This is a genomic window from Streptomyces sp. WAC05374 (genome assembly GCF_004353505.1).
GTDB lineage: Bacteria > Actinomycetota > Actinomycetes > Streptomycetales > Streptomycetaceae > Streptomyces.
On the sequence record NZ_SMNQ01000012.1, the window covers coordinates 146,341 to 169,815 of the forward strand.

The following is a 23,475-nucleotide window of genomic DNA, read 5'->3' on the forward strand; positions in this document are numbered from 1 at the left end:
GATCGCCCCTCCCGCCGGGGCCGTGGTTCCCTTACGGGCATGAGCATCACCGTGACCACCTGGTCCCTCGAGCAGACTTCCCCCGGCGATCTGCGGCCGGCCGCCGAGCCGTCGGGGGACATCCGGATCGTGCGGGCCGAGGTGCCCTCTCCCGAGTTCAGCCGGTTCCTGTACAGCGCGGTCGGCGGCGACATCCGCTGGACGGACCGGCTGGGCCTGACGTACGCGCAGTGGCAGGAGATCCTGGGGCGGCCGGGCGTGGAGACGTGGGTGGCGTACGACAGGGGCACGCCGGCCGGGTACGTGGAGCTGGACCCGCAGGACGACGGGGTCGTGGAGATCATGTACTTCGGGCTGATACCGGCGTTCCGCGGGCGGCGGATCGGCGGGCACCTGTTGTCGTACGGTGTGGCGCGCGCCTGGGATCTGGCGGAGCGCTGGCCGGAGCGGCCGCCGACGAAGCGGGTGTGGCTGCACACCTGCTCCCTGGACGGGGAGCACGCGATGGACAACTATCTGCGCCGGGGGTTCCGGCTGTTCGACACGAAGGTGACGGAGGAGCCCGAGGCGCCGTCGCCGGGCCCGTGGCCGGGTGCGGGCACGATCTGACGCAGCGGCTCCCGTGTGACGGTGATACTCGCCGGCGGCGTCCGGGCCGCCGGCCCACCGAGTGACCCACGGCACACCTGTCCACGATGCGGGACAGTGATGTCCATATTGCGGACGAACCTGGACTGGGTCCAAAGTCCCATGGCACGCTTCCGTCATGTCTCGAGCTGGAATTGCCTTGGTGAGTCGGCGGCACGTCGACCTCGGCCGCATGTCCAGCGCCATCTGTCCGGTGAGCTGAGCAAGCCAGCACCACCGCGATCCCCCGAATTTCTGAACCCCCAGCGCACCGCCGCGCCATCCCCTGCTCAGCGCGCGAGTGTGCAGGTCAGAGCCGCCCTCCTGCTGTCCCGAAGGACGTATCGTCATGGCCGCCACCCCGGAAAAGCCCGCCTCCGCCACCGCCCGTCGCAAGACCGGGCGCCACCGTGGCGAGGGTCAGTGGGCCGTGGGCCACTTCACGCCCCTCAACGGCAACGAGCAGTTCAAGAAGGACGACGACGGTCTCAACGTACGGACACGCATTGAGACGATCTACTCCAAGGCCGGCTTCGACTCCATCGACCCCAACGACCTGAGGGGCCGGATGCGCTGGTGGGGCCTGTACACCCAGCGCAAGCCCGGGATCGACGGCGGCAAGACCGCGATCCTGGAGCCGGAGGAGCTGGACGACGAGTACTTCATGCTGCGCGTCCGCATCGACGGCGGCCGGCTGACGACCGAGCAGCTCCGGGTCATCGGCGAGATCTCGCAGGAGTTCGCGCGCGGGACCGCGGACATCACGGACCGGCAGAACGTCCAGTACCACTGGATCCGCATCGAGGACGTCCCCGAGATCTGGAACCGGCTGGAGGCCGTGGGCCTGTCGACGACCGAGGCGTGCGGTGACACCCCGCGCGTCATCCTCGGCTCGCCGGTGGCCGGGATCGCCGAGGACGAGATCATCGACGGCACGCCCGCCATCGACGAGATCCAGCGCCGGATCGTGGGCAACAAGGACTTCTCCAACCTGCCCCGCAAGTTCAAGTCGGCGATCTCCGGCTCCCCGCTGCTGGACGTGGCGCACGAGATCAACGACATCGCGTTCGTCGGCGTGAACCACCCCGAGCACGGCCCCGGCTTCGACCTATGGGTCGGCGGCGGGCTGTCCACCAACCCCAAGATCGGTGTGCGCCTCGGCGCCTGGGTCCCGCTCGACGAGGTCCCCGACGTGTACGAGGGCGTCATCTCGATCTTCCGCGACTACGGCTACCGCCGGCTGCGCAACCGCGCCCGCCTGAAGTTCCTGGTCGCCGACTGGGGCGCCGAGAAGTTCCGTACGGTGCTGGAGGACGAGTACCTGGGGCGCCCGCTGGTCGACGGCCCGGCGCCCGAGCAGCCCGTGCAGCAGTGGCGTGACCACGTGGGCGTGCACCGGCAGAAGGACGGCCGGTTCTACGTCGGCTTCGCGCCGCGCGTCGGCCGGGTCGACGGCGCCACGCTCACCAAGATCGCCGACGTGGCCCAGGCGCACGGCTCCGGCCGGCTGCGGACCACGGCCGAGCAGAAGATGCTGGTCCTGGACGTCGAGGAGTCGCAGGTCGAGTCTCTGGTGGCGGACCTCGAGGCCCTGGACCTGCAGGTGAAGCCGTCGCCGTTCCGGCGCGGCACGATGGCCTGCACCGGCATCGAGTTCTGCAAGCTGGCGATCGTCGAGACCAAGGCGCGCGGCGCGTCGCTCATCGACGAGCTGGAGCGCCGCATCCCGGACTTCGACGAGCCGATCACCATCAACATCAACGGCTGCCCCAACGCCTGCGCGCGCATCCAGGTGGCGGACATCGGTCTCAAGGGCCAGCTCGTCCTCGACGACGAGGGCAACCAGGTCGAGGGCTACCAGGTCCACCTGGGCGGCGCGCTCGGCCTGGAGGCGGGCTTCGGCCGCAAGGTGCGCGGCCTGAAGGTCACCTCCGCCGAGCTGCCCGACTACATCGAGCGGGTCCTCACGCGCTTCCGGGAGCAGCGCGAGGACGGCGAGCGCTTCGCCACCTGGGCGGCGCGCGCGTCGGAGGAGGCGCTGTCGTGAGCGTGAGCCGGCGGCAGCGGCGGGAGGGGTCATGAGCGAGCGTGCGGCTCCGTTCTTCTGCCCGTACTGCGGTGACGAGGACCTGCGCCCGAGCGAGCAGGGGCACGGCGCCTGGGAGTGCGCGGCGTGCAACCGGGCCTTCCAGTTGAAGTTCCTGGGGCTGCTGTCCCGGGGGCTTCGGCGCGACGACGGTGGAGGGGAAGGGATATGACGGCGGTTCAGAGCAAGGAACAGCTCAAGGCGCTCGCCGAGCGGGCGGGCCGGGACCTCGAGGAGGCTTCGCCCCTGGAGATCCTGACGTGGGCGGCCGACACCTTCGGCCCGCGCTTCTGCGTCACCTCCTCCATGGAGGACGCGGTCGTGGCCCACCTCGCCTCCCGGGCCTTCCCGGGCGTGGACGTCGTCTTCCTCGACACCGGCTACCACTTCCCCGAGACCATCGGGACCCGGGACGCGGTCGAGGCGGTGATGGACGTCAACGTCATCACGCTGACCCCGCGTCAGACGGTGGCGGAGCAGGACGCCGAGTACGGCCCGAAGCTGCACGACCGCAACCCGGACCTGTGCTGCGCGCTGCGCAAGGTCAAGCCGCTGGAGGAGGGCCTGACCGCGTACGACGCGTGGGCGACCGGGCTGCGCCGCGACGAGTCCCCGACCCGGGCGAACACCCCGGTCGTCGGCTGGGACGAGAAGCGGCAGAAGGTCAAGATCTCGCCGATCGCCCGCTGGACGCAGGACGACGTCGACACGTACGTCGCCGAGCACGGCGTCCTGACCAACCCGCTGCTGATGGACGGGTACGCCTCCGTCGGCTGCGCGCCCTGCACGCGCCGCGTGCTGGAGGGCGAGGACGCGCGCGCCGGCCGCTGGGCGGGCCGGGCGAAGACCGAGTGCGGGCTGCACGGCTGATGACGACTGTGGGAGAAGAGAACGTGACTGGGGCCACCATCTGGCTCACCGGGCTGCCGAGCGCCGGCAAGACCACGATCGCCTACGAGCTGGCGGACCGGCTGCGCGCCGAGGGCCGCCGGGTCGAGGTGCTCGACGGCGACGAGATCCGCGAGTTCCTCTCGGCGGGCCTCGGCTTCAGCCGGGAGGACCGGCACACCAACGTGCAGCGGATCGGCTTCGTCGCCGAGCTGCTGGCGTCCAACGGCGTGCACGTCCTGGTGCCGGTGATCGCCCCGTACGCGGACAGCCGCGAGGCGGTGCGCAAGCGCCACCAGCAGCAGGGCACCGCGTACGTCGAGGTGCACGTCGCCACCCCGGTGGAGGTGTGCTCCGTACGCGATGTGAAGGGGCTGTACGCCAAGCAGGCCGCGGGCGAGATCAGCGGGCTGACCGGCGTGGACGACCCGTACGAGGAGCCCGTGAGCCCGGATTTGCGGATCGAGTCCCAGAACCAGACCGTGCGGGAGTCCGCCGCGGCGGTCCACGCCCTGCTGACCGAGAGGGGACTGCTGTGACCACCAGCCTCAACAGCCTGACGGAGACCGACAGCCCGTTCGCGCTGTCGCACCTGGACTCCCTGGAGTCCGAGGCGGTGCACATCTTCCGCGAGGTCGCGGGCGAGTTCGAGCGGCCGGTGATCCTGTTCTCCGGCGGCAAGGACTCGATCGTCATGCTGCACCTGGCGCTGAAGGCGTTCGCCCCCGCCGCGATCCCCTTCTCGCTGCTGCACGTCGACACCGGGCACAACTTCCCCGAGGTCATCGAGTACCGCGACCGCACGGTCGAGAAGTACGGGCTGCGCCTGCACGTGGCGTCCGTGCAGGACTACATCGACCGCGGTGTCCTCAAGGAGCGCCCCGACGGCACCCGCAACCCGCTCCAGACGGTGCCGCTGACCGAGGCCATCCAGCAGCACCGCTTCGACGCCGTGTTCGGCGGCGGGCGGCGCGACGAGGAGAAGGCCCGCGCCAAGGAGCGGGTGTTCTCGCTGCGTGACGAGTTCTCGCAGTGGGACCCGCGCCGGCAGCGGCCCGAGCTGTGGCAGCTCTACAACGGCCGGCACGCGCCCGGTGAGCACGTGCGGGTGTTCCCGCTGTCCAACTGGACCGAGCTGGACGTGTGGCAGTACATCGAGCGCGAGGGCATCGAGCTTCCGCAGATCTACTTCGCCCACGAGCGTGAGGTGTTCTCCCGCAACGGCATGTGGCTGACGGCCGGGGAGTGGGGCGGCCCCAAGGACACCGAGCCGGTGGAGAAGCGGCTGATCCGCTACCGCACCGTCGGCGACATGTCCTGCACCGGTGCCGTCGACTCCGACGCCACCACCCTCCAGGCCGTGATCGCCGAGATCGCCGCGTCCCGGCTCACCGAGCGGGGCGCCACCCGCGCCGACGACAAGCTGTCCGAGGCCGCGATGGAAGACCGCAAGCGCGAAGGGTACTTCTAGAGATGAGCACCACGAGCGAGCAGCTCGCCGACCTGTCGGCCACCACCCTGCTGCGTTTCGCGACCGCCGGCTCCGTCGACGACGGCAAGTCCACCCTCGTCGGGCGGCTGCTGCACGACTCCAAGTCGGTCCTGGCCGACCAGCTCGAGGCCGTCGAGGCCGCGTCCCTCAGCCGCGGCCAGGACACGCCCGACCTGGCGCTGCTCACCGACGGCCTGCGGGCCGAGCGGGAACAGGGCATCACCATCGACGTGGCCTACCGCTACTTCGCCACGCCCCGGCGCCGGTTCATCCTGGCGGACACGCCCGGCCATGTGCAGTACACCCGCAACATGGTCACCGGCGCGTCCACCGCCGAGCTGGCCGTGGTGCTGGTCGACGCCCGCAACGGCGTCGTCGAGCAGACCCGCCGGCACGCCGCCGTGGCCGCGCTGCTGCGCGTCCCCCACGTGGTGCTCGCGGTGAACAAGATGGACCTGGTCGACTACCAGGAGTCCGTCTTCGCGAAGATCGCCGAGGAGTTCACCACGTACGCCTCCGAGCTGGGCGTCCCGGAGATCACCGCGATCCCGATCTCGGCGCTGGCCGGCGACAACGTGGTGGAGCCGTCCGCGAACATGGACTGGTACGGCGGCCCGACGGTCCTGGAGCACCTGGAGACCGTTCCGGTCAGCCACGACCTGACCGCCTGCCACGCCCGCTTCCCGGTGCAGTACGTGATCCGTCCGCAGACCGCCGAGCACCCGGACTACCGGGGCTACGCGGGCCAGATCGCGGCCGGAGCCTTCCGGGTCGGCGAGCGGGTCACCGTGCTGCCGTCCGGGCGGACCAGCACCATCAGCGCGATCGACGCGCTCGGCGAGTCCGTGGACATCGCCTGGGCGCCGCAGTCGGTGACGATCCGGCTCGCCGACGACATCGACATCTCGCGCGGCGACCTGATCGCCCCGGCCGCCGACGCCCCGGCCACCACGCAGGACGTCGTGGCGACGGTGTGCCACGTCGCCGACCAGCCGCTGAGCGTGGGGCAGCGGGTGCTGCTGAAGCACACCACCCGTACGGTCAAGGCGATCGTCAAGGACATCCCGTCCCGCCTGACGCTGGACGACCTGTCCCAGCACCCGGCGCCCGGGCAGCTCGTCGCCAACGACATCGGCCGGGTCGTGGTGCGCACCGCCGAGCCGCTGGCGCTCGACACGTACGCCGACTCGCGCCGTACCGGGTCGTTCCTGCTCATCGACCCGTCGGACGGCACCACCCTCGCCGCGGGCATGGCGGGCGACTCGTTCGCCTCGGCCAGGGCCGTCGTGGTGCAGGACGACGAGGACGGCTGGGACTTCTGATGACGACGGACGCCTACGCCACCTTCGCGAAGGAGGGCGGACGGGTCGGCAGCGGCGCCCTCGGCGCGGGAACCGGGGGTGTCGCGCGATGTGTGCGCTGACGCCCGCTCCCGCCCGCACCGCCGAAGACCGACATCCGCCGACTTCCCGGCCGCCGCGTCCCTGACCATCAGGGGGATGTGAGCGCCGGGCCGACGAGAGGAACACCCTCCCGTGCCTGCCACGTCCCTCACCCCCGCCCTGCGGCGCGGCCTCGCCGCCGTCGCCGCCCTGCCGTTGGTGATCGGCGTTCTGGCATCGTGCGGCTACGGCTCCCAGGCCCCCAAGGAGACCCGGGCGCAGGCCAAGGGCGAGAAGCTCTCGGCCGACCGGGTGCGGCTCGGGTACTTCCCGAACCTCACCCACGCCACCGCCCTGGTCGGTGACCAGGAGGGCATCATCCAGAAGGAGCTGGGCGGCACCCAGCTCGAGGTGTCCACCTTCAACGCCGGCCCGTCCGAGATCGAGGCGCTGAACGCCGACTCGATCGACATCGGCTTCATCGGCCCCTCCCCCGCGATCAACGGCTTCGTCAAGTCCAAGGGCGAGAACCTCCGGATCGTCGGCGGCGCGGCGTCGGGCGGGGTGAAGCTGGTCGTCAACCCCGACAGGATCACCTCGGTGGCGGACGTCAGGGGCAAGCGGATCGCCACCCCGCAGCACGGCAACACCCAGGACGTGGCGTTCCTGCACTGGGCGGCCGAGCAGGGCTGGAAGGTCGACCCGCAGTCCGGCAAGGGCGACGTCTCCGTGGTCCGTACGGACAACAAGATCGCCCCGGACGCCTACAAGTCCGGTTCCATCGACGGGGCGTGGGTGCCGGAGCCGACCGCGTCGAAGCTGGTGAGCGAGGGCGCGAAGGTCCTGCTCGACGAGTCGTCCCTGTGGCCGGGCAACAAGTTCGTCATCACCAACATCATCGTGTCGCAGAGGTTCGTGAAGGAGCACCCGGACGTCGTGGAGGCGGTCCTGCGCGGCTCGTCGAAGACCAACGCGTGGATCAACGCCAACCCGGAGAAGGCGAAGGACTCCGCCAACGCCCGGCTGAAGGCGCTCACCGGCAAGCCGCTCGGTGACGAGGTCATCGACGCGGCGTGGCCGTCCATCCGGTTCACCGACGACCCGCTGGCCGCCACGCTGCGGGCGCAGGCCGACCACGCGGTGGCCGCCGGTCTCCTGCCGGAGCCGGACCTGAAGGGCATCTACGACCTCGGGCCGCTCAACCGGGTCCTCGCGGCCGAGGGCAGGGCGAAGGCCGCCGACGCCGGTCTCGGCGCCGAGTGACGCCGGCAACCATTCCATCCGCAAGCTCCCAGGAGGTGACGACCATGGCCACCACGATCGCCAAGGCCGAGGACCGTGCGGCCCTCTCCACGCACGCCGCCCGTCTCGAGCACGTCTCGAAGTCCTTCGCCACCCCGGCCGGGCGGCAGCTCGTGCTCGACGACATCTCGCTCGATGTCGCACCGGGCGAGTTCGTCACCCTCCTGGGTGCGTCGGGCTGCGGCAAGTCCACGCTGCTCAACCTCGTCGCCGGACTCGACCGGCCGACCGCGGGATCCATCGACACCCCGGGCGGCCGGCCGGCCCTGATGTTCCAGGAACACGCCCTGTTCCCCTGGCTGACCGCCGGCAAGAACATCGAGCTGGCACTGCGGCTGCGCGGCGTGCCGAAGAACGAGCGGCGCGGGGAGGCGGAGCGGCTGCTGGAACTGGTCCGGCTGAACGGCTCCTACGGCAAGCGGGTGCACGAGCTGTCCGGCGGCATGCGCCAGCGCGTGGCGCTGGCCCGCGCGCTGGCCCAGGACAGCGACCTGCTGCTGATGGACGAGCCGTTCGCGGCACTGGACGCCATCACCCGCGACGTGCTGCACGACGAGCTGACCCGCATCTGGCGCGAGACGCGCCTGTCGGTCCTGTTCGTCACGCACAACGTGCGCGAGGCCGTGCGGCTGGCCCAGCGTGTGGTCCTGCTGTCGTCCCGGCCGGGCCGGATCGCCCGCCAGTGGGAGATCGGCATCCCGCAGCCGCGCCGCATCGAGGACGCCGCGGTGGCGGAGCTGTCCGTCGAGATCACCGAAGAACTGCGTGGGGAGATCCGCCGTCATGGCCAGCACTGACACGACCACCACCCAAAAGACCGACGACCTCGCCGGTCTGGAGGCGGGCCTCGACGCCCTCGACACCGTACAGGTGACCCGGACGCCGGTGCGTGACGTCCTGGTCCAGAAGGTGCTGCCGCCGGTGGTGGCCGTCGCCCTGGTGCTGGTGGTGTGGCAGCTTCTGGTGACGGCGAAGGTCACGGACGAGTTCAAGCTGCCGCCGCCGGCGGCGGTGTGGGACAGCCTGCGCACCATGTGGCTCGAGGGCACGCTGCTGGACGTGCTGTGGACGAGCGTGTCCCGGGCGCTGCTCGGCTTCCTGATGGCGCTGGCCATCGGTACGCCGCTGGGTCTGCTGGTGGCGCGGGTGAGGTTCGTGCGGGCGGCGATCGGCCCGATCCTGTCCGGGCTCCAGTCGCTGCCCTCGGTGGCGTGGGTGGCACCGGCCGTGCTCTGGCTGGGCCTGAACGACTCGATGATGTACGCGGTGATCCTGCTGGGCGCGGTGCCCTCCATCGCCAACGGCCTGGTGGCGGGTGTGGACCAGGTCCCACCGCTGTTCCTGCGCGCCGGACGGACGCTGGGCGCCACCGGGCTGCGGGGCGCCTGGCACATCGTGATGCCGGCCGCACTTCCCGGTTACCTGGCCGGCCTGAAGCAGGGCTGGGCGTTCTCCTGGCGCTCCCTCATGGCCGCCGAGATCATCGCCTCCTCGCCCGAACTGGGCCTGGGACTCGGCCAGTTGCTGGAGAACGGCCGCAACAACATCGACATGCCCGGCATCTTCCTGGCGATCCTGCTGATCCTGCTCGTCGGCATCGCCATCGACCTGCTGATCTTCAGCCCCCTGGAACGCGCGGTGCTCCGCCGCCGCGGCCTCCTCGTCAAGAGCTGAGAGCCCGCCATGAACCGTCCCGTCCTCCTCGTCGTCGCCCACGGCAGCCGCGACCCGCGGCACGCCGCGACCGTGCACGCCCTGGTGCGGCGGGCGGGCGCGCTGCGTCCGGGCGTACGGGTGGAGACGGCGTTCCTGGACTTCAATGTGCCGTCGGTGGCGGGCGTGCTGGAGCGGCTGGCGTCCGACGGCGTCCGTGACGTCGTGGCCCTGCCGCTGCTGCTGACCCGCGCCTTCCACGCCAAGGCCGACATCCCGGCCGTGCTGCGGGAGGCCCCGCGCTCGCTGCGCGTGCGGCAGGCTCCGGTCCTGGGACCGTCGCCGCTGCTGATCGCGGCGCTGGAGCGGCGGCTGTACGAGGCGGGTCTCACGCCCGCCGACAAGCGCTCGACCGGGGTCGTCCTGGCCTCGGCGGGCTCCACCGACCCGGAGGCGATCGCAGTGATCGCTGAAATGGCGCGGGAGCTGCGGCACACCGGTTGGTGCGCCGTGCGGCCTGCGTTCGCCTCCGCATCTCTTCCCCGCACCCAGGACGCGGTGCGGGCGCTGCGGGAGGACGGGGTGCGCCGGGTGGCGGTCGCGCCGTACGTCATCGCTCCCGGCCGGCTCCCGGACCGCATCGCCGAGGGCGCGGCCGGTGCGGACGTCCTCGCCGACGTACTCGGCCCTTCCCCGGAACTGGCCCGGCTGCTTCTGGCACGGTACGACGAGACGTGCGCCGCCCGGGAGCGCTCGGCGGCGGCCTAGTTCCTGGGGCGTGAGGTGTGATCACTCACCGGTCAGCTCCACCAGTTTCAGCACCGTGTTCCAGTTGCGGGTGGTGGCGGTGACCCCCTTGAGCAGGGCGGGGCGCGCGAGGGCTTCGGCGAGCTTGGAGCGGCCGAGGCCGTCGGGGGCGTACAGGTAGAGGGCGCGGTCGCCGAGCCGGAACTCCTCGGGGAGGAACGCGGCCTGGTCGAGGCCGGCGAACCTGTCCGGGGTGACGGGGCCGGAGAAGTAGGTGACGTGGAGCTGCTTGGGTTGCAGCCCGGCCGCCGGGAAGGAGCACGCGTCGGCGACGGCGCGCAGGTACGGTCCGCCGCGGACCAGGCAGTCGACGCGGAAGCCGAAGTGCTTCTCGATCGCCGCTTCGAGCTCGGTCGCCAGGGTGTCCTCGTCGGCGCCGGTGGCGCTGGTGAAGGCGGCGTTGCCGCTCTGGAGGTAGGTGGTGACGTCGCGGTGCCCGAGTCCGGTCAGCAGGGCGCGCAGGTCGGCCATCGGCACCTTCTTGTGGCCGCTGACATTGATCCCGCGCAGCAGGGCGGCGTACCTCGTCGTCATGGTCACACCATAGGACGGCCGCCGCGCCCCGTGGGGGAGGGCACGGCGGCCGCCGGTCAGAGGGCCCGGTGGGCTACTCGACGATCTTCAGCAGCTTGTTGGCCGTGCCCTGGGTGGGGTTGGAGATCTTGTCGGGGGTGGCGCCGTCGGTGAGGGCCTTGGCGACCTGCTCCGGGGTGGCGTCCTTGTGGCCCGCCAGGTAGACGGCGGCGGCGCCGACGACGTGGGGCGTGGCCATGGACGTCCCGGATATGGTCTTGGTGCCCTCGTCGCTGTCGTTCCACGCCGAGGTGATGTCCGAGCCGGGGGCGTAGATGTCCACGACCGAGCCGAAGTTGGAGAAGTCGGACTGCTGGTCGTCCTTGGTGGAGGAGGCGACGGTGATGGCCTCCGGGACGCGGGACGGGGAGCCCTGTCCGGCGTCGCTCGACTCGTTGCCGGCGGCGACACCGAAGGTGACACCGGAGGCGATGGCCTTCTTGACGGCCTCGTCGAGCGCGGGGTCGGCGCCGCCGCCCAGGCTCATGTTGGCGACGGAGGGCCCCTGGTGGTTCTTGGTGACCCAGTCGATGCCCGCGACGACCTGCTCGGTGGTGCCGGAGCCGTTGTCGTCGAGGACGCGGACGGCGACGATCTTCGCCTTCTTGGCGACGCCGTGCGCGGCGCCGGCGATGGTGCCGGCCACGTGGGTGCCGTGGCCGTTGCCGTCGGAGGCATCGTTGTCGTTGTCGATGGCGTCGAAGCCGGAGACGGCCCGGCCCTCGAAGTCCTTGTGGCCGACGCGGACGCCGGTGTCGATGACGTACGCGGTGACGCCCTCGCCCGCGTTGTCGGGGTAGGTGTACTTGCTGTCGCCGGCGGTGTCGGCCTGGTCGACGCGGTCGAGGCCCCAGGACGGCGGGTTGTCCTGGGTGGCGCTGATGCTGAACTTCTTGTTCTGGACCACCTTGGCGACGGCCGGGTCGGCCGCCAGCCGCTTGGCCTCGTCCTGGGAAAGCCCGTTCGCCGAGAAGCCGTTGACGGCCGAGGTGTAGCTGCGCCGGAGCGTGCCGCCGTACTGCTCGGCGAGCTTCTCCTTGTCCGCCTTCTCGTCCAGCAGCACGATGAAGCTGCCGGAGACGGCGCCCTCGGCACCGAGGCCGTAGACGGTGCCCTGGGCGGGCGCGGGGGCGGGTGCGGCGCCCGCGTGGGCCGCACCGAAGGCGGTGAGGCCGACGACGGCGGCCGTGGCGGCGACGAGCTGAACCCGGCGTGCGCGCTTGTGAGTTGCCATGAAGAGGGGTCTCCTCGTCATCAAATTGTGTGGGGGGAATGACCGCCGGACGCAAGATCTTCCGGCGCTCGTTCGAAACCCTTGTCGATTGATGCGCGCAGATCAAGGTCTTCACATAGCTGTGACTTACTCAACAAACTTTCTTAATAACAAATCGCCCATGGCGTCACTCACCAGGCAATGAGGCGTGGCGTGGCCCAAAAGGGCCCGCCACGCCTCGTTGCGGGAGGAGTCGTTTCACCGTCGGTGCGGCGGGAGTTCGGCCTCGATGAGGTCGGCCGCCCGCCGCGTTCCGCCCTCGGCCGCCATGCTCCGCCGGATCTCCTGCGCCCGCCGGGCCACCTCCGGGTCGCCGGCCAGTTCGAGCACGGCCGCGCGGAGGGCGCCGGCCGTGGCGTCGGCCATGGGGAGGTGGCGGGCGACACCGAGCGAGGCCAGCATGTCGGCGTTGCCGAACTGGTCGACGGCCTGGGGCACGGCGACCATCGGCGTGGCGGTGGCGAGGCCCTCCTGGCTGCCGCCCGCACCGGCGTGCGTGATGAACGCGTCCGCCTCGCGGAGGATCGCCAACTGCGGCACCCATGCGTGCACTTCGACGTTGGCGGGCAGATCGCCGAGCTCGGCGGGATCGACGTGCGCGCCGATCTGGAGCACCATGTGCCAGCCGGGCAGGTCGCCGAAGGCATCGACGCAGGCCCGGTAGAACTCCGGCTGCTTGGTGAACGCCGAGCCCAGCGAGACCAGCAGGACCTTCTCCGCCCCGACCGGCCGCCGCCACTCCCCCTGGTCGCTCCGGTCTCCGTGGCAGGCGCCGACGAAGGCGTAGACGGACTCGTCGACCCGGTCGGCGTTCGGCTGGAGGGCCCGGGGGATCAGCACGACGGCCTTGCGGGGACGCGCGATCAGCCGGTCGGGGTGGGTGTCGACGCCGTGCTCGGCGAGCCATGCCTCGAAGCGGGCGTAGTACGCCCTGCCGCGCTCGGACGCCTTGAGGTCGGCGAACATCGGCTCGGCGACCTCCTCCTCGTACCCCTCCCAGGGCACGAGGTTGGGCCACAGGGAGACGGCGGGTGCGCCCCACCGGTGGGCGAGCACGGGGGCCGGGTAGGCGGTGATGTCGTGCAGGACGAGGTCCGGCTCGTCGCCCTCGAAGGCCGCGGCGAGCTGCGGCAGTGCCTGGATGGCGTCGTCGAGGAACGGTTCGATGTTGTCGATCAGCTCGGTCCCCCACGCCTCCGGGTCCTCGTCGGTCGGGAGGGTCGAGGTGTAGATCACGGGCTCCGCGCCGGTGGCGGCGACCTTGTCCGCGAAGGAGGCGGGTATCGCGTAGCTGACGCGGTGCCCGCGGGCGACGAGCTCACGGATCACCTCGATGCTCGGATTGACGTGCCCGTGAGCGGCGATGGAGAACATGGCGATGTGGGCACGCTTCGGTGAGGTCATGCACATGAGACTAAACGAGACGAGACGTCTCGTGCAACTACAAGGGCGTCCGGGCGATCAGCGCTGATACCTCGCCAGCACCAGGTTCCCGTCGCCGACGAGGCGTCTTTCCAGCTCGGCGGTGTCGATGGCGCCGCTGTAGTACTCCTGGAAGGCGGGCGTGGCGACCTTGTCCTTCCACTCCGGGTACCCGCGCACCGACTGGGCCGGGGCCGGGCGGAGGTGCCCGGCCAGCGCGACGCCTGTCGCCCAGCCGTCCTTCGCGGTGCGCAGCGAGGGGTCCTTCAGCGCCTCCGTGCCGGTCGGGAGCATCCAGTCGCCGCGTGCGAGGCGCACCATGTTGGGCGGCCGGAGCAGGAAGTCGATGAACCGGGCGGCCTCCTCCTTGTGCGGGCTGTCCTGGGCGATCGACAGCGTCTGCGGGCTCACGCCCTGCGCCAGGCCGCCGTCCCCCGCGGGCGCGGGCAGCACCGTCCACGCGAACCCCTCCGGAGCCTGCTGCGCGATCTGCTGGCGGTAGGAGAAGCCGAGCGGGACCATCGCGTACTTGCCGCCGAAGAACCCGGGGAGCGTGTCGGAACCGCCCATGCCCAGCGTGGTGCGCGGCGCGGTGCGGTCGGTGGTGACCTGGGCGCGGACGGTCGCGGGCATCACGGCGTCGCCGCCGGTGAACCGGACCTCGACCCTGTCGTCGCCGCCGCGGTGGAAGAGCCGCCCCCCGGCCGAGAGGCCGAGGTTGAGCGAGACGGAGACCGGCTCCTTCAACGGCCAGGCGACGGCGTACCGCCCCTCCCCCATCGTCGCCGTCAGCTCGCGCGCCACCTGCCGGAACTCCGGCCATGTCCAGGGCCGTTCGGGGGTCGGGACGCGTACCCGCGACGCCTCCAGGATCTTCTTGTTCGCGATGATCACGCGCGGTTCCTGGAGGAACGGCACGCCGTACACGCCGTCGCCGAAGGTCGTCGTCCGCCAGCTCTCCGCCGGGATGCCGGCCTTGAGCCGGGCGGGCAGCAGCGGGCGCAGGTCGGCGAGGTAGCCGCCGTACGCGAAGTCGGCGAGGTCGTCCGAGGCGTCATGGATGACGTCCGGCGCCTCACCGCCCTCGAAGGAGGTGAGGAGCTGGTCGTGGACGCTGTCCCAGCTTCCCTGGACGTAGTCGACCCGGACGTCCGGGTGCGCGGCGTTCCACTCCGCGACCAGCTCCTTGGTGGCGTCCACCGACTCCTTCTGCCACGCCAGGGACTGGAACCGGAGCACGACCTTCCCGGTGTCCCGCCCACCGCCGTCACCGGTGCACCCGGCCAGCAGCAGGGCGAGGACGAGGAGCAGCGCACGGAACGGGCGCGTACGCATCAGGACTTCACCGCCCCGGCGACCATGCCGCCCGTGATCCGCTTCTGGATGACCGCGAAGACGACCAGGGAGGGGAGGGTGGCGAGGAACGCCGCCGCGGCGAGCGGCCCGAGGTCCGCGGCGCCCTCCGCGCCCAGGAAGTGGGTGAGGACGACCGGCAGGGTCTGCTTCTCGGGGGTCTTGAGCAGGACGAGCGCGAAGAAGAACTCGTTCCACGCCGTGATGAACGCGAACAGCGCGGTGGCCACGATGCCGGGCGCGAGCAGCGGCGCCGTCACCGAGACGAGCGTACGCAGCCGGCCCGCGCCGTCCACGGCGGCGGCCTCCTCCAGCTCGGCCGGCACGGCCCGTACGTAACCGGTGAGCATCCACAGCGCGAACGGCAGCGACCACACGAGGTACACCAGGACCAGGCCGGAAAGACTGTTGATCAGGTGCAGGTTCTTCAGGACGAGGAAGAGCGGGATGATCACCAGGACGAACGGGAACGCCTGGCTGACCACCACCCAGCCGGTCGCGGCGGCCCGCAGCCTGCCCCGGTGACGGGCCATCACATAGGCCATGGGGGTGGCGACGGCGACGGCCGTCAGGGCGGCGCCGAGGGCGGCGGCCAGGCTGTTGGCGGCGGCCCGGAGCAGCGGCTGCTCGGCGAACGCCTGCCGGAAGTTGCCCAGGGTGGGGTCCTCGGGAATCCAGGTGGGGTGCAGGGAGCCCAGCTCACGGGCCGGTTTGAAGGCGGTGGAGACCAGCCACAGGAAGGGCAGGGCGAGGAACGCCAGGTAGGCGACGAGTGCGAGGTACTGGCAGGCCCGCGCGGGGGCCCCGGTGCGAAGGCCGCTCACCGGTCCTCGCCTCCCTTCAGCCGGGCCACGAGGTGGAGGGCGAGGAGCACGGAGACGACGGCGACCATCACACAGCCCATGGCCGCCGCGTAGCCGAACTGCCCGTACCGGAACGCCTCCTCGTAGGCGAAGAGCATCGGCAGGCGGGTACGGCCGCCCGGTCCGCCGCTGGTGAGCACGTAGACCAGGGCGAACGCGTTGAAGTTCCAGATGAGGTTGAGCGCCGTGATGGCCAGCGCGACCGGCTTGAGGGCCGGCCAGGTGACGGTACGGAACCGGCGCCACGCCCCGGCACCGTCCAGGGCCGCCGCCTCGTGGAGCTCCTGCGGCGTGTTCTGGAGCCCGGCGAGCAGGGCGACCGTGGTCTGGGGCATGCCGGCCCAGATGCCGACGAGGACCACGGCGGGCAGGGCGGTGGCCGGCCCCGTCAGCCAGTCCCGCCCGTCACCCAGCCCCAGGTCCCGGACGGTCTCGTTGAGGACGCCCGCGTCGGGGTGGTAGACGAGCCGCCACATGATGCCGACGACCACCTCGGGCATCGCCCACGGGATGATCGCCAGGGCGCGCGCGAGCCAGCGCAGGCGGAGGTTCTGGCTGAGGAGCAGGGCCAGTCCGAGCGCCAGCAGGAACTGGGGAACGGTGACCCCGACCGCCCAGAGCAGACCGATCCGGAACGACTCCCAGAACAGGGTGTCGTGCAGCAGGTCCTGGAAGTTCAGGGTGCCGACCCACTGGGTGGCGCGGGTGCGCCCGGACTGGGCGTCGGTGAAGGCCAGGGCGATGCCGTAGAGCAGCGGGCCGACGCTGAGCACGAGGATCGGGAGCAGCGCGGGCAGGACGAGGAACCAGGCCCCGTACTCCACCGGCCGCCGCGCCGGCCGGGGCGCCTGCCGTGCGGGTCGCCCGCCTTTCCCGCCTTTCCCGCTTCCCCCGCCGGGCCGCTCCGGCGCCGTCACCAATGTCACGGTCAGTCCCCTTTGTGAGGTCGGGCCGGCCTGGCGTCATCGTCCTGACGGGTCGTCGGTTCGTCAAGCGTGTCCGCACGGATGCGAGACTTTGGCCGGCGTGGTGGTACCGCGGCCGGGGTGGCGCGTGCGTCGTCGCCGCCGGGCGCACAGGGACGGGAGGAACGGACGCGATGGACGAGGTGCGGGCACGGGAGATCCTGGCCGCCGCCGGGGTGACGCCGTCCCCCGGCAGCGCGCCCGGGACGGCGCAAGGGGCGGCCGGCGGGGCGATGGCGGGTTCCGCCCGTGCCGCGGCGTCCGGAAGTGCTCGCGGTCCGGTGCCCGGCGCGGAGCTGCTGGCGCTGGGCGAGAACGCCGTCTTCGCGGTCGGGGACCTGGTGGTGAAGGTCGGCCGGGACGCGGAGCTGCTGGAGCGCGCCGAGCGCGAGGTCGCCGTCGCGTCCTGGCTGGCGGAGTGCGACGTCCCCGCCGTACGGGCCGCCGAGCCCAAGCCCCGCCTGGTGGAGGGGCACCCCGTGACGGTCTGGCACCGGCTGCCCGAGGCCGTCCGTCCGCCCGAACCCCGGGACCTCGCCCCGCTGCTGCGGCGCGTCCACGCGCTCCCGGAGCCGCCGTTCGCGCTGCCGCCGCGTGACCTGCTGGGCGGGGTGGAGCGCTGGCTGCGGCTCGCGGGCGACGCGATCGACCCGGCGGACGCCGCGTACCTGCGCGAGCGCCGCGACGGGTTCGCCGCGGCGGCGGCCGCGCTCACCCCGCACCTCGCCCCCGGCCCCGTCCACGGCGACGCGCTGCCGCGCAACGTGCACATCGGGCCGGACGGCCCGGTCCTGGTCGACCTGGAGACGTTCTCGGCGGATCTGCGCGAGCACGACCTGGTGGTCCTCGCGCTCGCCCGGGACCGCTACGGGCTCGACCCGGCGGCCCATGACGCGTTCACCGAGGCGTACGGCTGGGACGTGCGCGCGTGGGAGGGCTGCGCGGTGCTGCGCGGGGCCCGTGAGACGGCGAGCTGCGCCTGGGTGGCCCAGCACGCACCGTCGAACCCGAAGGCGCTCGCCGAGTTCCGCCGGAGGGTGGCGTCGCTGCGGGAGGAAAACCCCGAGGTCCGCTGGTACCCCTTCTGACATCATGAACTCCGTTGTCCGACGGGAGGATTGCATGGGGATGCGGGTGGAACTCAGCCGGGTGGAACTCAACGAGGTGACCCTGGCGGTCCAGGACAGCCGGACCGGCCGGGACCCCGTCCTGCTGGTGCACGGCTTCCCGGACACCCATGACCTCTGGCGCCACCAGGTGCGGGCGCTGAACGCGGCCGGGTACCGCACGATCGCGCCCGACCTGCGCGGCTTCGGCGCCTCCAGCCGGCCGGAGGGCACCGAGGCGTACGACCCGGCCCGGTCGGTGGCCGATCTGCTGGAGCTGCTGGACCATCTGGACATCGGCTGCGTGCACCTGGTGGGGCACGACTGGGGGTCGGGCATCGCCCAGGCCCTCTCCCTCGCCGCCCCGGGCCGCGTGGCGACCCTCTCCCTGCTGTCCGTGGGCAACCTCGGCTCGCTGCTGGCGGCGGGCTGGGAGCAACGTCAGGCGTCCTGGTACATGCAGTTGTTCCAGATGGACGGGCTGGCCGAGGACTGGCTGTCCCGGGACGACTTCGCCAACCTCCGCGAGATGCTGGCCGAGCACCCGGACCGGGAGGAGGCGGTGGAGCGGCTGCGCGAGCCGGGCGCGCTCACGGCCGCGCTGGCGGTGTACCGGGCGGGGCTGTCGCCCGAGGCGATGTTCGGCCCGCTGCCGCCGCTGCCGTCACTGCGGGGCCCGGTGCTGGGCGTGTGGAGCACCGGCGACCGGTTCCTCACCGAGCGGTCGATGACCGGCACGGAGAAGTACGTGGACGGCTCGTGGCGTTACGAGCGGGTCGAGGGCGCCGGTCACTGGCTCCAGCTCGACGCCCCGGACCGGGTGAGCGAGCTGCTGCTCGACTTCTTCGCCGAGCACGGCCGCCCGCCACGGCCCTGACCACCCGCGGGTCTCCGTGGGCCTCAGCCGCCCGCCGGCGTGACGGCCGGCTCCGGCGCGCCCGGTATCGCGGCCGCCGGGGCCGCGCCGCCCCCCGCCGCGGCGCCCACCGGTGCCGTGCCCGCGGGGGCCGCACCCGCCGTGCCCGCGGGCACGTGCCCGCGCAGGGGCCAGGCCGGGTCGATGACCGCGTCCGGGGTGCCCTTGCGGCGCAGGAAGCCCTGGAAGTCGGCCGCCCACCGCGCGTACCACCCCACCTGCCGCTCGTGCAGCTCCCCCGGGGTCAGCGCCGCCACCGAGGCGTGCCGCTCGGCTATCGCGCACGCCACCAGGACCGCCGCCAGGGCGTCGGCGGCCGCCTGGTGGGCGCCGTCGAGCACCACGCCGTACTCGGCGCAGACCGCCTCCAGGTTCCGCTTCCCCCGGCGGTAGGGGTCGACGGCCCGGTCGATGGTGTAGGGGTCGACGACCGGGCCTATCGGCGCGCCGCCCAGCCGCTCGCTCAGCCCGGGCAGTCCGTGCCGCCGCAACTCGGCGGTCAGGAGGGTGAGATCGAAGCTCGCGTTGTACGCCACGACGGGCACGCCGCGCGCCCAGTGGCCGACCAGGGTGTCGGCGAGCTCGTCGGCGACCTCCCGCACCGGGCGGCCCTCGGCCGTGGCCCGCTCATTGCTGATGCCGTGGATCGCCGACGCCTGGGCGGGAATCCGGATGCCCGGGTCGGCCAGCCAGTCGCGCCGGTCCAGCACGTCCCCGCCCCGTACCTCCACGACCGCGGCCGTCACGATGCGTGCCTCGAGCGGCTCCGTCCCCGTCGTCTCCAGATCGAAGCCGACGAGCGTCTCCCCGTGCCAGCCCATGCTGCTCCTCCTCGCGATGCTGTGGTGCGCCCCCCGTGCGGTGCACTCCCCCTGTGGGTCTTCACCCTCGCACGCACCACTGACAATGGGCCTCGCGATGCTCAGGAGACCGGACGGGAGTCGGCCCAGACCGACTCGAATTCCTCGCGGTAGGTCGCGAACAGGCCGTGGTCGCTCTCCGTGGCGGCCGTGACGACCGGCCGCCGCGCGCCGCGCAGGACCAGCACCGGCGCCTCCATGCCCCGGGCCCGGCGCAGGTAGGACTGCACCACGCCGACCCCGTCCGGCCCGTCGCCGTCGACGAGGTACGCGGTGAAGCGCGGCGTCTCGTCGAAGACCTGGATCTCGAAGGCGCCCGGGTCGCGCAGCCGGGAGCGCACCCGCCGCATGTGGAGGATGTTCATCTCCACCGAGCGGCTCAATTCGCCCTTTTTGATCCCAAGTTCCCTTTCACGCCGTTTTACGGCGCTGCTCGCCGGGTTGAGGAACAGCAGACGTATCCGGCAGCCGGACTCGGCGAGCCGCACCAGCCGCCGCCCGGAGAAGTTCTGCACCAGGAGGTTCAGGCCTATGCCGATCGCGTCGAGGCGCCGCGCCCCGCCGAAGAGGTCCTCGGCGGGAAGCTGCCGCTGGAGGCGCACCCGGTCGGGGTGGACGGAGACGACGTCCGCGTACCGGTCGCCGACGAGGTCCTCCACCGCGTCGACCGGCAGCCGGTGCGCGGACGGGACGCCCGCCCCGCCGCCGAGGATCTCCAGCAGCCGGGCGGAGGCGCGCTCGGACTGGTCGAGCACGGTGCGCGACAGGGCACGGTTGCGGGAGACCACGTTCCGGGTGACCTCCAGCTCGTCGAGGGCCAGCTCCACCTCGCGCCGGTCGTCGAAGTAGGGCTCGAAGCAGGGCCAGTGCTGGACCATCAGCTCGCGCAGTTGCGGCAGCGTGAGGAAGCTGAGGACGTTGTCGTCGGCGGGGTCCAGGAGGTAGCCCTTGCGGCGGGACACCTCGCGCACGGCGACGGCCCGCTGCACCCACTCCTGACCGGCGGGCCCGGCGGCAGCGACCACCCAGTCGTCGCCGTGTACGGGCTCGTACACGGGCCGCAGGACGGCGGCCACCACGGCACGCAGCCGCTGCTCGACCAGATTCAGCCAGATATAGGCGCGTCCGGCGCGCTGGGCGCGGGTCCGCACCTCGCTCCACGCCTCCGCGCCCCAGTCCAGTTCCGCACCGATCTCCATCGGCCGGGCGAGTGAGACCGCGCCGGGCGGGACATCAGCGGGGTCAGTGGAGTCCCCCTCATGACCTGAGTCACCTGGGGGCAGCTCCAGCCCTCCCGAGCTCACCCGCGCACCGCCTTCTGCTCCTGGACGCCCGTCTCCAACGATCAAGGAAGGGTACTCCGGGACCGGGAGGCGGTGCAGCCCGATGGACGGGCTCCTTTGCCAACCGCCATGATTCTTCCGCCCGTTCCGGACGCCGGGGACCACCGGGAGTGAGCGGATTCATAATGGTCGGCCCACCGGCCGCCGCCCGGCCGCCCTCCGGCGGGCCCCCGGCCGGCGGCCCGGCACGCCCGCACCGGCGCGGGCGACACCCCGGAACGCCAGGTTGACCCGGGCAACCGGACGGCCACCGTCCGCCACCGGCGGTGTGCTGATCGGATGAATCCGGTCCAGAGGGTGATTTCCGGCCACTACGGGCCTCCAGGCGCGTGGTCACCCGGTAGGACCGGCCGAAGTCCTAGGAGGAGGCACCACTTTCGGGGAGGATTCTGGCTCAAGTAACCCCCATCAGCCGGATCAGAAGTGGAAGAGTCTTATCTATGCAGGTCTGGCCGGGACAGGCGTATCCCCTCGGTGCCACGTACGACGGCGCCGGAACCAACTTCGCGGTCTTCTCGGAGGCCGCCGACCGAATCGAGCTGTGTCTGCTCCACGACGACGGCTCGGAGACCGCGGTGGAGCTGCGCGAGACCGACGCGTTCGTACGGCACGCGTACCTGCCCGGCGTGATGCCGGGCCAGCGGTACGGGTTCCGGGTCCACGGACCGTACGCGCCGGAGCGCGGACAGCGCTGCAACTCCGCGAAACTGCTGCTCGATCCGTACGCGCGGGCGGTCGCCGGCGCCATCGACTGGGGCGAGGCGGTGTACGGCTACCACTTCGGCAGGCCGGACTCCCGCAACGACCTCGACTCGGCGCCGCACACGATGACGTCCGTCGTCGTGAACCCGTACTTCGACTGGGGCGACGACCGCCCGCCGCGTACCGACTACCACCGGACGGTGATCTACGAAGCCCATGTGAAGGGCCTGACGATGCTCCACCCGGCCCTGCCGGACGAGCTGCGCGGCACGTACGCGGGACTGGCCCACCCGGCCGTGATCGAGCACCTGACCGAACTGGGGGTGACAGCGCTCGAATTGATGCCGGTGCACCAGTTCGTCAACGACCACCGGCTCGTCGACGCGGGGATGGCCAACTACTGGGGCTACAACACCATCGGGTTCTTCGCCCCGCACAACGCGTACGCCTCCTGGGGCGACCGGGGCCAGCAGGTCCTGGAGTTCAAGTCGGCGGTGCGCGCCCTGCACCAGGCGGGCATCGAGGTCATCCTGGACGTGGTCTACAACCACACGGCGGAGGGCAACCACCTGGGCCCGACGCTCTCCTTCCGGGGCCTGGACAACACCTCGTACTACCGGCTCGTCGAGAACAACCCGCGGTACTACATGGACACCACCGGTACCGGGAACTCGCTGCTGATGCGGTCGCCGCACGTGCTCCAGCTCATCATGGACTCGTTGCGGTACTGGGTGACGGAGATGCACGTCGACGGGTTCCGCTTCGACCTGGCGGCGACGCTGGCGCGCCAGTTCCACGAGGTGGACCGGCTGTCGTCGTTCTTCGACCTGGTCCAGCAGGACCCGGTGGTCAGCCAGGTGAAGCTGATCGCCGAGCCGTGGGACGTGGGCGAGGGCGGCTACCAGGTGGGCAACTTCCCGCCGCTGTGGACCGAGTGGAACGGCAAGTACCGCGACACCGTGCGGGACCTGTGGCGGGGCGAGCCGCGCACGCTCGCCGAGTTCGCCTCCCGGCTGACCGGCTCCTCGGACCTCTACCAGGACGACGGGCGGCGCCCGCTCGCCTCGGTCAACTTCGTCACCTGCCACGACGGCTTCACGCTGCGCGACCTGGTCTCGTACAACGAGAAGCACAACGACGCGAACGGCGAGGGCAACCGCGACGGCGAGAGCCACAACCGCTCCTGGAACTGCGGCGCCGAGGGCGAGTCCGAGGACGAGCGGATCAACGAGCTGCGGCTGCGGCAGATGCGCAACTTCATCGCCACGCTGATGCTGTCCCAGGGCGTGCCGATGCTGAGCCACGGCGACGAGTTCGGGCGGACGCAGAACGGCAACAACAACGCCTACTGCCAGGACAACGAGCTCGCCTGGGTGCACTGGCCGGAGGAGGGCTCCGAGGAGGCCAGGTCGCTGCTGGAGTTCACCCGTTCGATGGTGTGGCTGCGGCGGGACCACCCGGTCTTCCGGCGGCGGCGCTTCTTCCACGGGCGGCCGGTCGAGGGCACGCACGACGAGCTCTCGGACATCAACTGGTTCACCCCTGAGGGTGATGAGATGACGGCACGGGACTGGCAGGCGGCCCACGCGAAGGCCCTGTCGGTGTTCCTGAACGGCAGTGCGATCTCCGAGCCGGGGCCGCGGGGTGAGCGGATCGCGGACGACTCCTTCCTGCTGATGTTCAACGCGAGCGCCGAGGACCTCGAATTCGTGGTGCCGGTCAATCACGGCCGCCAGTGGCAGGTGGTGGTGGACACGGCCGTCCCCGAGGGCGTCGAGCCGGGGCAGGGCGCGAAGGTCGCCGCGGGTGACCGGCTCACCCTGATCGGCCGCAGTCTGACGGTGCTCCGGCGCCCCGCCTAG

General features: G+C 71.7%; 22 protein-coding genes and 1 pseudogene. 15 read left to right on the forward strand and 8 right to left on the reverse strand.

Going from position 1 to position 23,475, the window contains the following annotated elements:
- Positions 1–39: 39 nt before the first annotated feature.
- The 12 genes from E2B92_RS22340 (at position 40) to E2B92_RS22390 (ending at position 10,198) form a co-directional block, all read left to right on the forward strand.
- Positions 40–609 carry a GNAT family N-acetyltransferase gene (locus E2B92_RS22340; protein ID WP_126888954.1) on the forward strand — a complete coding sequence of 190 codons (570 nt, stop codon included), beginning with the start codon at positions 40–42 and terminating at the stop codon, positions 607–609.
- 157 nt (positions 610–766) lie between these two features.
- Positions 767–850 carry a putative leader peptide gene (locus E2B92_RS33995; RefSeq protein ID WP_312846103.1) on the forward strand — a complete coding sequence of 28 codons (84 nt, stop codon included), beginning with the start codon at positions 767–769 and terminating at the stop codon, positions 848–850.
- A 126-nt stretch (positions 851–976) separates the two neighbouring features.
- Positions 977–2,674 carry a nitrite/sulfite reductase gene (locus E2B92_RS22345; RefSeq protein WP_126888955.1) on the forward strand — a complete coding sequence of 566 codons (1,698 nt, stop codon included), beginning with the start codon at positions 977–979 and terminating at the stop codon, positions 2,672–2,674.
- A gap of 31 nt (positions 2,675–2,705) precedes the next feature.
- The gene (locus tag E2B92_RS22350) at positions 2,706–2,885 is read left to right on the forward strand and encodes a hypothetical protein (protein WP_126888956.1); all 180 of its coding nucleotides are present in this window, start codon (positions 2,706–2,708) and stop codon (positions 2,883–2,885) included.
- On the forward strand, positions 2,882–3,583 hold the full coding sequence (locus E2B92_RS22355) for a phosphoadenylyl-sulfate reductase (protein ID WP_126888957.1): 702 nt from the start codon (positions 2,882–2,884) through the stop codon (positions 3,581–3,583). The genes E2B92_RS22350 and E2B92_RS22355 overlap by 4 nt, the downstream gene beginning before the upstream one ends.
- Positions 3,583–4,140 (forward strand): adenylyl-sulfate kinase, encoded by a 558-nt coding sequence (gene cysC, locus E2B92_RS22360; protein WP_126888958.1) that lies wholly within the window; start codon positions 3,583–3,585, stop codon positions 4,138–4,140. Before E2B92_RS22355 ends, cysC begins: the two co-directional genes overlap by 1 nt.
- Complete coding sequence (gene cysD, locus E2B92_RS22365; protein WP_126888959.1) at positions 4,137–5,072, forward strand: sulfate adenylyltransferase subunit CysD; 936 nt, start codon at positions 4,137–4,139, stop codon at positions 5,070–5,072. The genes cysC and cysD overlap by 4 nt, the downstream gene beginning before the upstream one ends.
- A gap of 2 nt (positions 5,073–5,074) precedes the next feature.
- Positions 5,075–6,415 (forward strand): sulfate adenylyltransferase subunit 1, encoded by a 1,341-nt coding sequence (locus tag E2B92_RS22370; protein WP_126888960.1) that lies wholly within the window; start codon positions 5,075–5,077, stop codon positions 6,413–6,415.
- Positions 6,416–6,628: 213 nt separating this feature from the next.
- Positions 6,629–7,738 carry an aliphatic sulfonate ABC transporter substrate-binding protein gene (locus tag E2B92_RS22375; protein WP_126888961.1) on the forward strand — a complete coding sequence of 370 codons (1,110 nt, stop codon included), beginning with the start codon at positions 6,629–6,631 and terminating at the stop codon, positions 7,736–7,738.
- Between the two features lie 44 nt (positions 7,739–7,782).
- Positions 7,783–8,574, forward strand: coding sequence for an ABC transporter ATP-binding protein (locus tag E2B92_RS22380; protein WP_126889645.1), 792 nt, complete (start codon positions 7,783–7,785; stop codon positions 8,572–8,574).
- Positions 8,561–9,451 carry an ABC transporter permease gene (locus E2B92_RS22385; RefSeq protein ID WP_133087664.1) on the forward strand — a complete coding sequence of 297 codons (891 nt, stop codon included), beginning with the start codon at positions 8,561–8,563 and terminating at the stop codon, positions 9,449–9,451. Before E2B92_RS22380 ends, E2B92_RS22385 begins: the two co-directional genes overlap by 14 nt.
- A gap of 9 nt (positions 9,452–9,460) precedes the next feature.
- The gene (locus tag E2B92_RS22390) at positions 9,461–10,198 is read left to right on the forward strand and encodes a sirohydrochlorin chelatase (protein WP_126884181.1); all 738 of its coding nucleotides are present in this window, start codon (positions 9,461–9,463) and stop codon (positions 10,196–10,198) included.
- 21 nt (positions 10,199–10,219) lie between these two features.
- Here the strand turns inward: E2B92_RS22390 and E2B92_RS22395 are convergent, their stop codons facing one another.
- The 6 genes and pseudogenes from E2B92_RS22395 to E2B92_RS22420 all read right to left on the reverse strand — a co-directional run bounded on the left by E2B92_RS22395 (position 10,220) and on the right by E2B92_RS22420 (position 16,647).
- Complete coding sequence (locus tag E2B92_RS22395; RefSeq protein ID WP_126884182.1) at positions 10,220–10,771, reverse strand: DUF1697 domain-containing protein; 552 nt, start codon at positions 10,769–10,771, stop codon at positions 10,220–10,222.
- 73 nt (positions 10,772–10,844) lie between these two features.
- Positions 10,845–12,044 (reverse strand): S8 family peptidase, encoded by a 1,200-nt coding sequence (locus tag E2B92_RS22400; protein ID WP_126884183.1) that lies wholly within the window; start codon positions 12,042–12,044, stop codon positions 10,845–10,847.
- A gap of 237 nt (positions 12,045–12,281) precedes the next feature.
- Positions 12,282–13,524 (reverse strand): annotated as a pseudogene (gene mgt, locus E2B92_RS22405) (macrolide-inactivating glycosyltransferase).
- Positions 13,525–13,544: 20 nt separating this feature from the next.
- Positions 13,545–14,840, reverse strand: coding sequence for an ABC transporter substrate-binding protein (locus E2B92_RS22410; RefSeq protein WP_126884185.1), 1,296 nt, complete (start codon positions 14,838–14,840; stop codon positions 13,545–13,547).
- Complete coding sequence (locus E2B92_RS22415) at positions 14,840–15,682, reverse strand: carbohydrate ABC transporter permease (RefSeq protein WP_126884186.1); 843 nt, start codon at positions 15,680–15,682, stop codon at positions 14,840–14,842. Before E2B92_RS22415 ends, E2B92_RS22410 begins: the two co-directional genes overlap by 1 nt.
- Positions 15,679–16,647 carry a carbohydrate ABC transporter permease gene (locus tag E2B92_RS22420; RefSeq protein ID WP_399431118.1) on the reverse strand — a complete coding sequence of 323 codons (969 nt, stop codon included), beginning with the start codon at positions 16,645–16,647 and terminating at the stop codon, positions 15,679–15,681. The genes E2B92_RS22415 and E2B92_RS22420 overlap by 4 nt, the downstream gene beginning before the upstream one ends.
- A 173-nt stretch (positions 16,648–16,820) precedes the next feature.
- Between E2B92_RS22420 and E2B92_RS22425 the strand changes: the two genes are divergently transcribed.
- A complete protein-coding gene (locus E2B92_RS22425; protein ID WP_399431120.1) occupies positions 16,821–17,774 on the forward strand; it encodes a phosphotransferase enzyme family protein in 954 nt (317 codons plus the stop codon).
- A gap of 40 nt (positions 17,775–17,814) precedes the next feature.
- Positions 17,815–18,669, forward strand: coding sequence for an alpha/beta fold hydrolase (locus tag E2B92_RS22430; RefSeq protein WP_126884187.1), 855 nt, complete (start codon positions 17,815–17,817; stop codon positions 18,667–18,669).
- Between the two features lie 23 nt (positions 18,670–18,692).
- Here E2B92_RS22430 and E2B92_RS22435 read toward each other — a convergent pair whose 3' ends face one another.
- Together E2B92_RS22435 and E2B92_RS22440 are read right to left on the reverse strand one after the other, a co-directional pair.
- Positions 18,693–19,529: a 3'-5' exonuclease gene (locus E2B92_RS22435; protein ID WP_126884188.1), complete on the reverse strand. Its 837-nt coding sequence runs from the start codon at positions 19,527–19,529 to the stop codon at positions 18,693–18,695.
- Between the two features lie 101 nt (positions 19,530–19,630).
- Positions 19,631–20,872 (reverse strand): SAV2148 family HEPN domain-containing protein, encoded by a 1,242-nt coding sequence (locus E2B92_RS22440; RefSeq protein WP_126884189.1) that lies wholly within the window; start codon positions 20,870–20,872, stop codon positions 19,631–19,633.
- 479 nt (positions 20,873–21,351) lie between these two features.
- Here E2B92_RS22440 and glgX point away from each other — a divergent pair, with 479 nt between their 5' ends.
- On the forward strand, positions 21,352–23,475 hold the full coding sequence (gene glgX, locus E2B92_RS22445) for a glycogen debranching protein GlgX (protein ID WP_126884190.1): 2,124 nt from the start codon (positions 21,352–21,354) through the stop codon (positions 23,473–23,475).

Bases quoted from the DNA above. Each gene is read 5' to 3' on its own strand.
- E2B92_RS22340 (WP_126888954.1), top strand. From the start codon at position 40: ATGAGCATCACCGTGACCACCTGGTCCCTCGAGCAGACTTCCCCCGGC.
- E2B92_RS33995 (WP_312846103.1), top strand. From the start codon at position 767: ATGTCTCGAGCTGGAATTGCCTTGGTGAGTCGGCGGCACGTCGACCTC.
- E2B92_RS22345 (WP_126888955.1), top strand. From the start codon at position 977: ATGGCCGCCACCCCGGAAAAGCCCGCCTCCGCCACCGCCCGTCGCAAG.
- E2B92_RS22350 (WP_126888956.1), top strand. From the start codon at position 2,706: ATGAGCGAGCGTGCGGCTCCGTTCTTCTGCCCGTACTGCGGTGACGAG.
- E2B92_RS22355 (WP_126888957.1), top strand. From the start codon at position 2,882: ATGACGGCGGTTCAGAGCAAGGAACAGCTCAAGGCGCTCGCCGAGCGG.
- cysC (WP_126888958.1), top strand. From the start codon at position 3,583: ATGACGACTGTGGGAGAAGAGAACGTGACTGGGGCCACCATCTGGCTC.
- E2B92_RS22370 (WP_126888960.1), top strand. From the start codon at position 5,075: ATGAGCACCACGAGCGAGCAGCTCGCCGACCTGTCGGCCACCACCCTG.
- E2B92_RS22380 (WP_126889645.1), top strand. From the start codon at position 7,783: ATGGCCACCACGATCGCCAAGGCCGAGGACCGTGCGGCCCTCTCCACG.
- E2B92_RS22385 (WP_133087664.1), top strand. From the start codon at position 8,561: ATGGCCAGCACTGACACGACCACCACCCAAAAGACCGACGACCTCGCC.
- E2B92_RS22390 (WP_126884181.1), top strand. From the start codon at position 9,461: ATGAACCGTCCCGTCCTCCTCGTCGTCGCCCACGGCAGCCGCGACCCG.
- E2B92_RS22395 (WP_126884182.1), bottom strand. From the start codon at position 10,771: ATGACGACGAGGTACGCCGCCCTGCTGCGCGGGATCAATGTCAGCGGC.
- E2B92_RS22400 (WP_126884183.1), bottom strand. From the start codon at position 12,044: ATGGCAACTCACAAGCGCGCACGCCGGGTTCAGCTCGTCGCCGCCACG.
- E2B92_RS22410 (WP_126884185.1), bottom strand. From the start codon at position 14,840: ATGCGTACGCGCCCGTTCCGTGCGCTGCTCCTCGTCCTCGCCCTGCTG.
- E2B92_RS22425 (WP_399431120.1), top strand. From the start codon at position 16,821: ATGGACGAGGTGCGGGCACGGGAGATCCTGGCCGCCGCCGGGGTGACG.
- E2B92_RS22430 (WP_126884187.1), top strand. From the start codon at position 17,815: ATGCGGGTGGAACTCAGCCGGGTGGAACTCAACGAGGTGACCCTGGCG.
- E2B92_RS22435 (WP_126884188.1), bottom strand. From the start codon at position 19,529: ATGGGCTGGCACGGGGAGACGCTCGTCGGCTTCGATCTGGAGACGACG.
- glgX (WP_126884190.1), top strand. From the start codon at position 21,352: ATGCAGGTCTGGCCGGGACAGGCGTATCCCCTCGGTGCCACGTACGAC.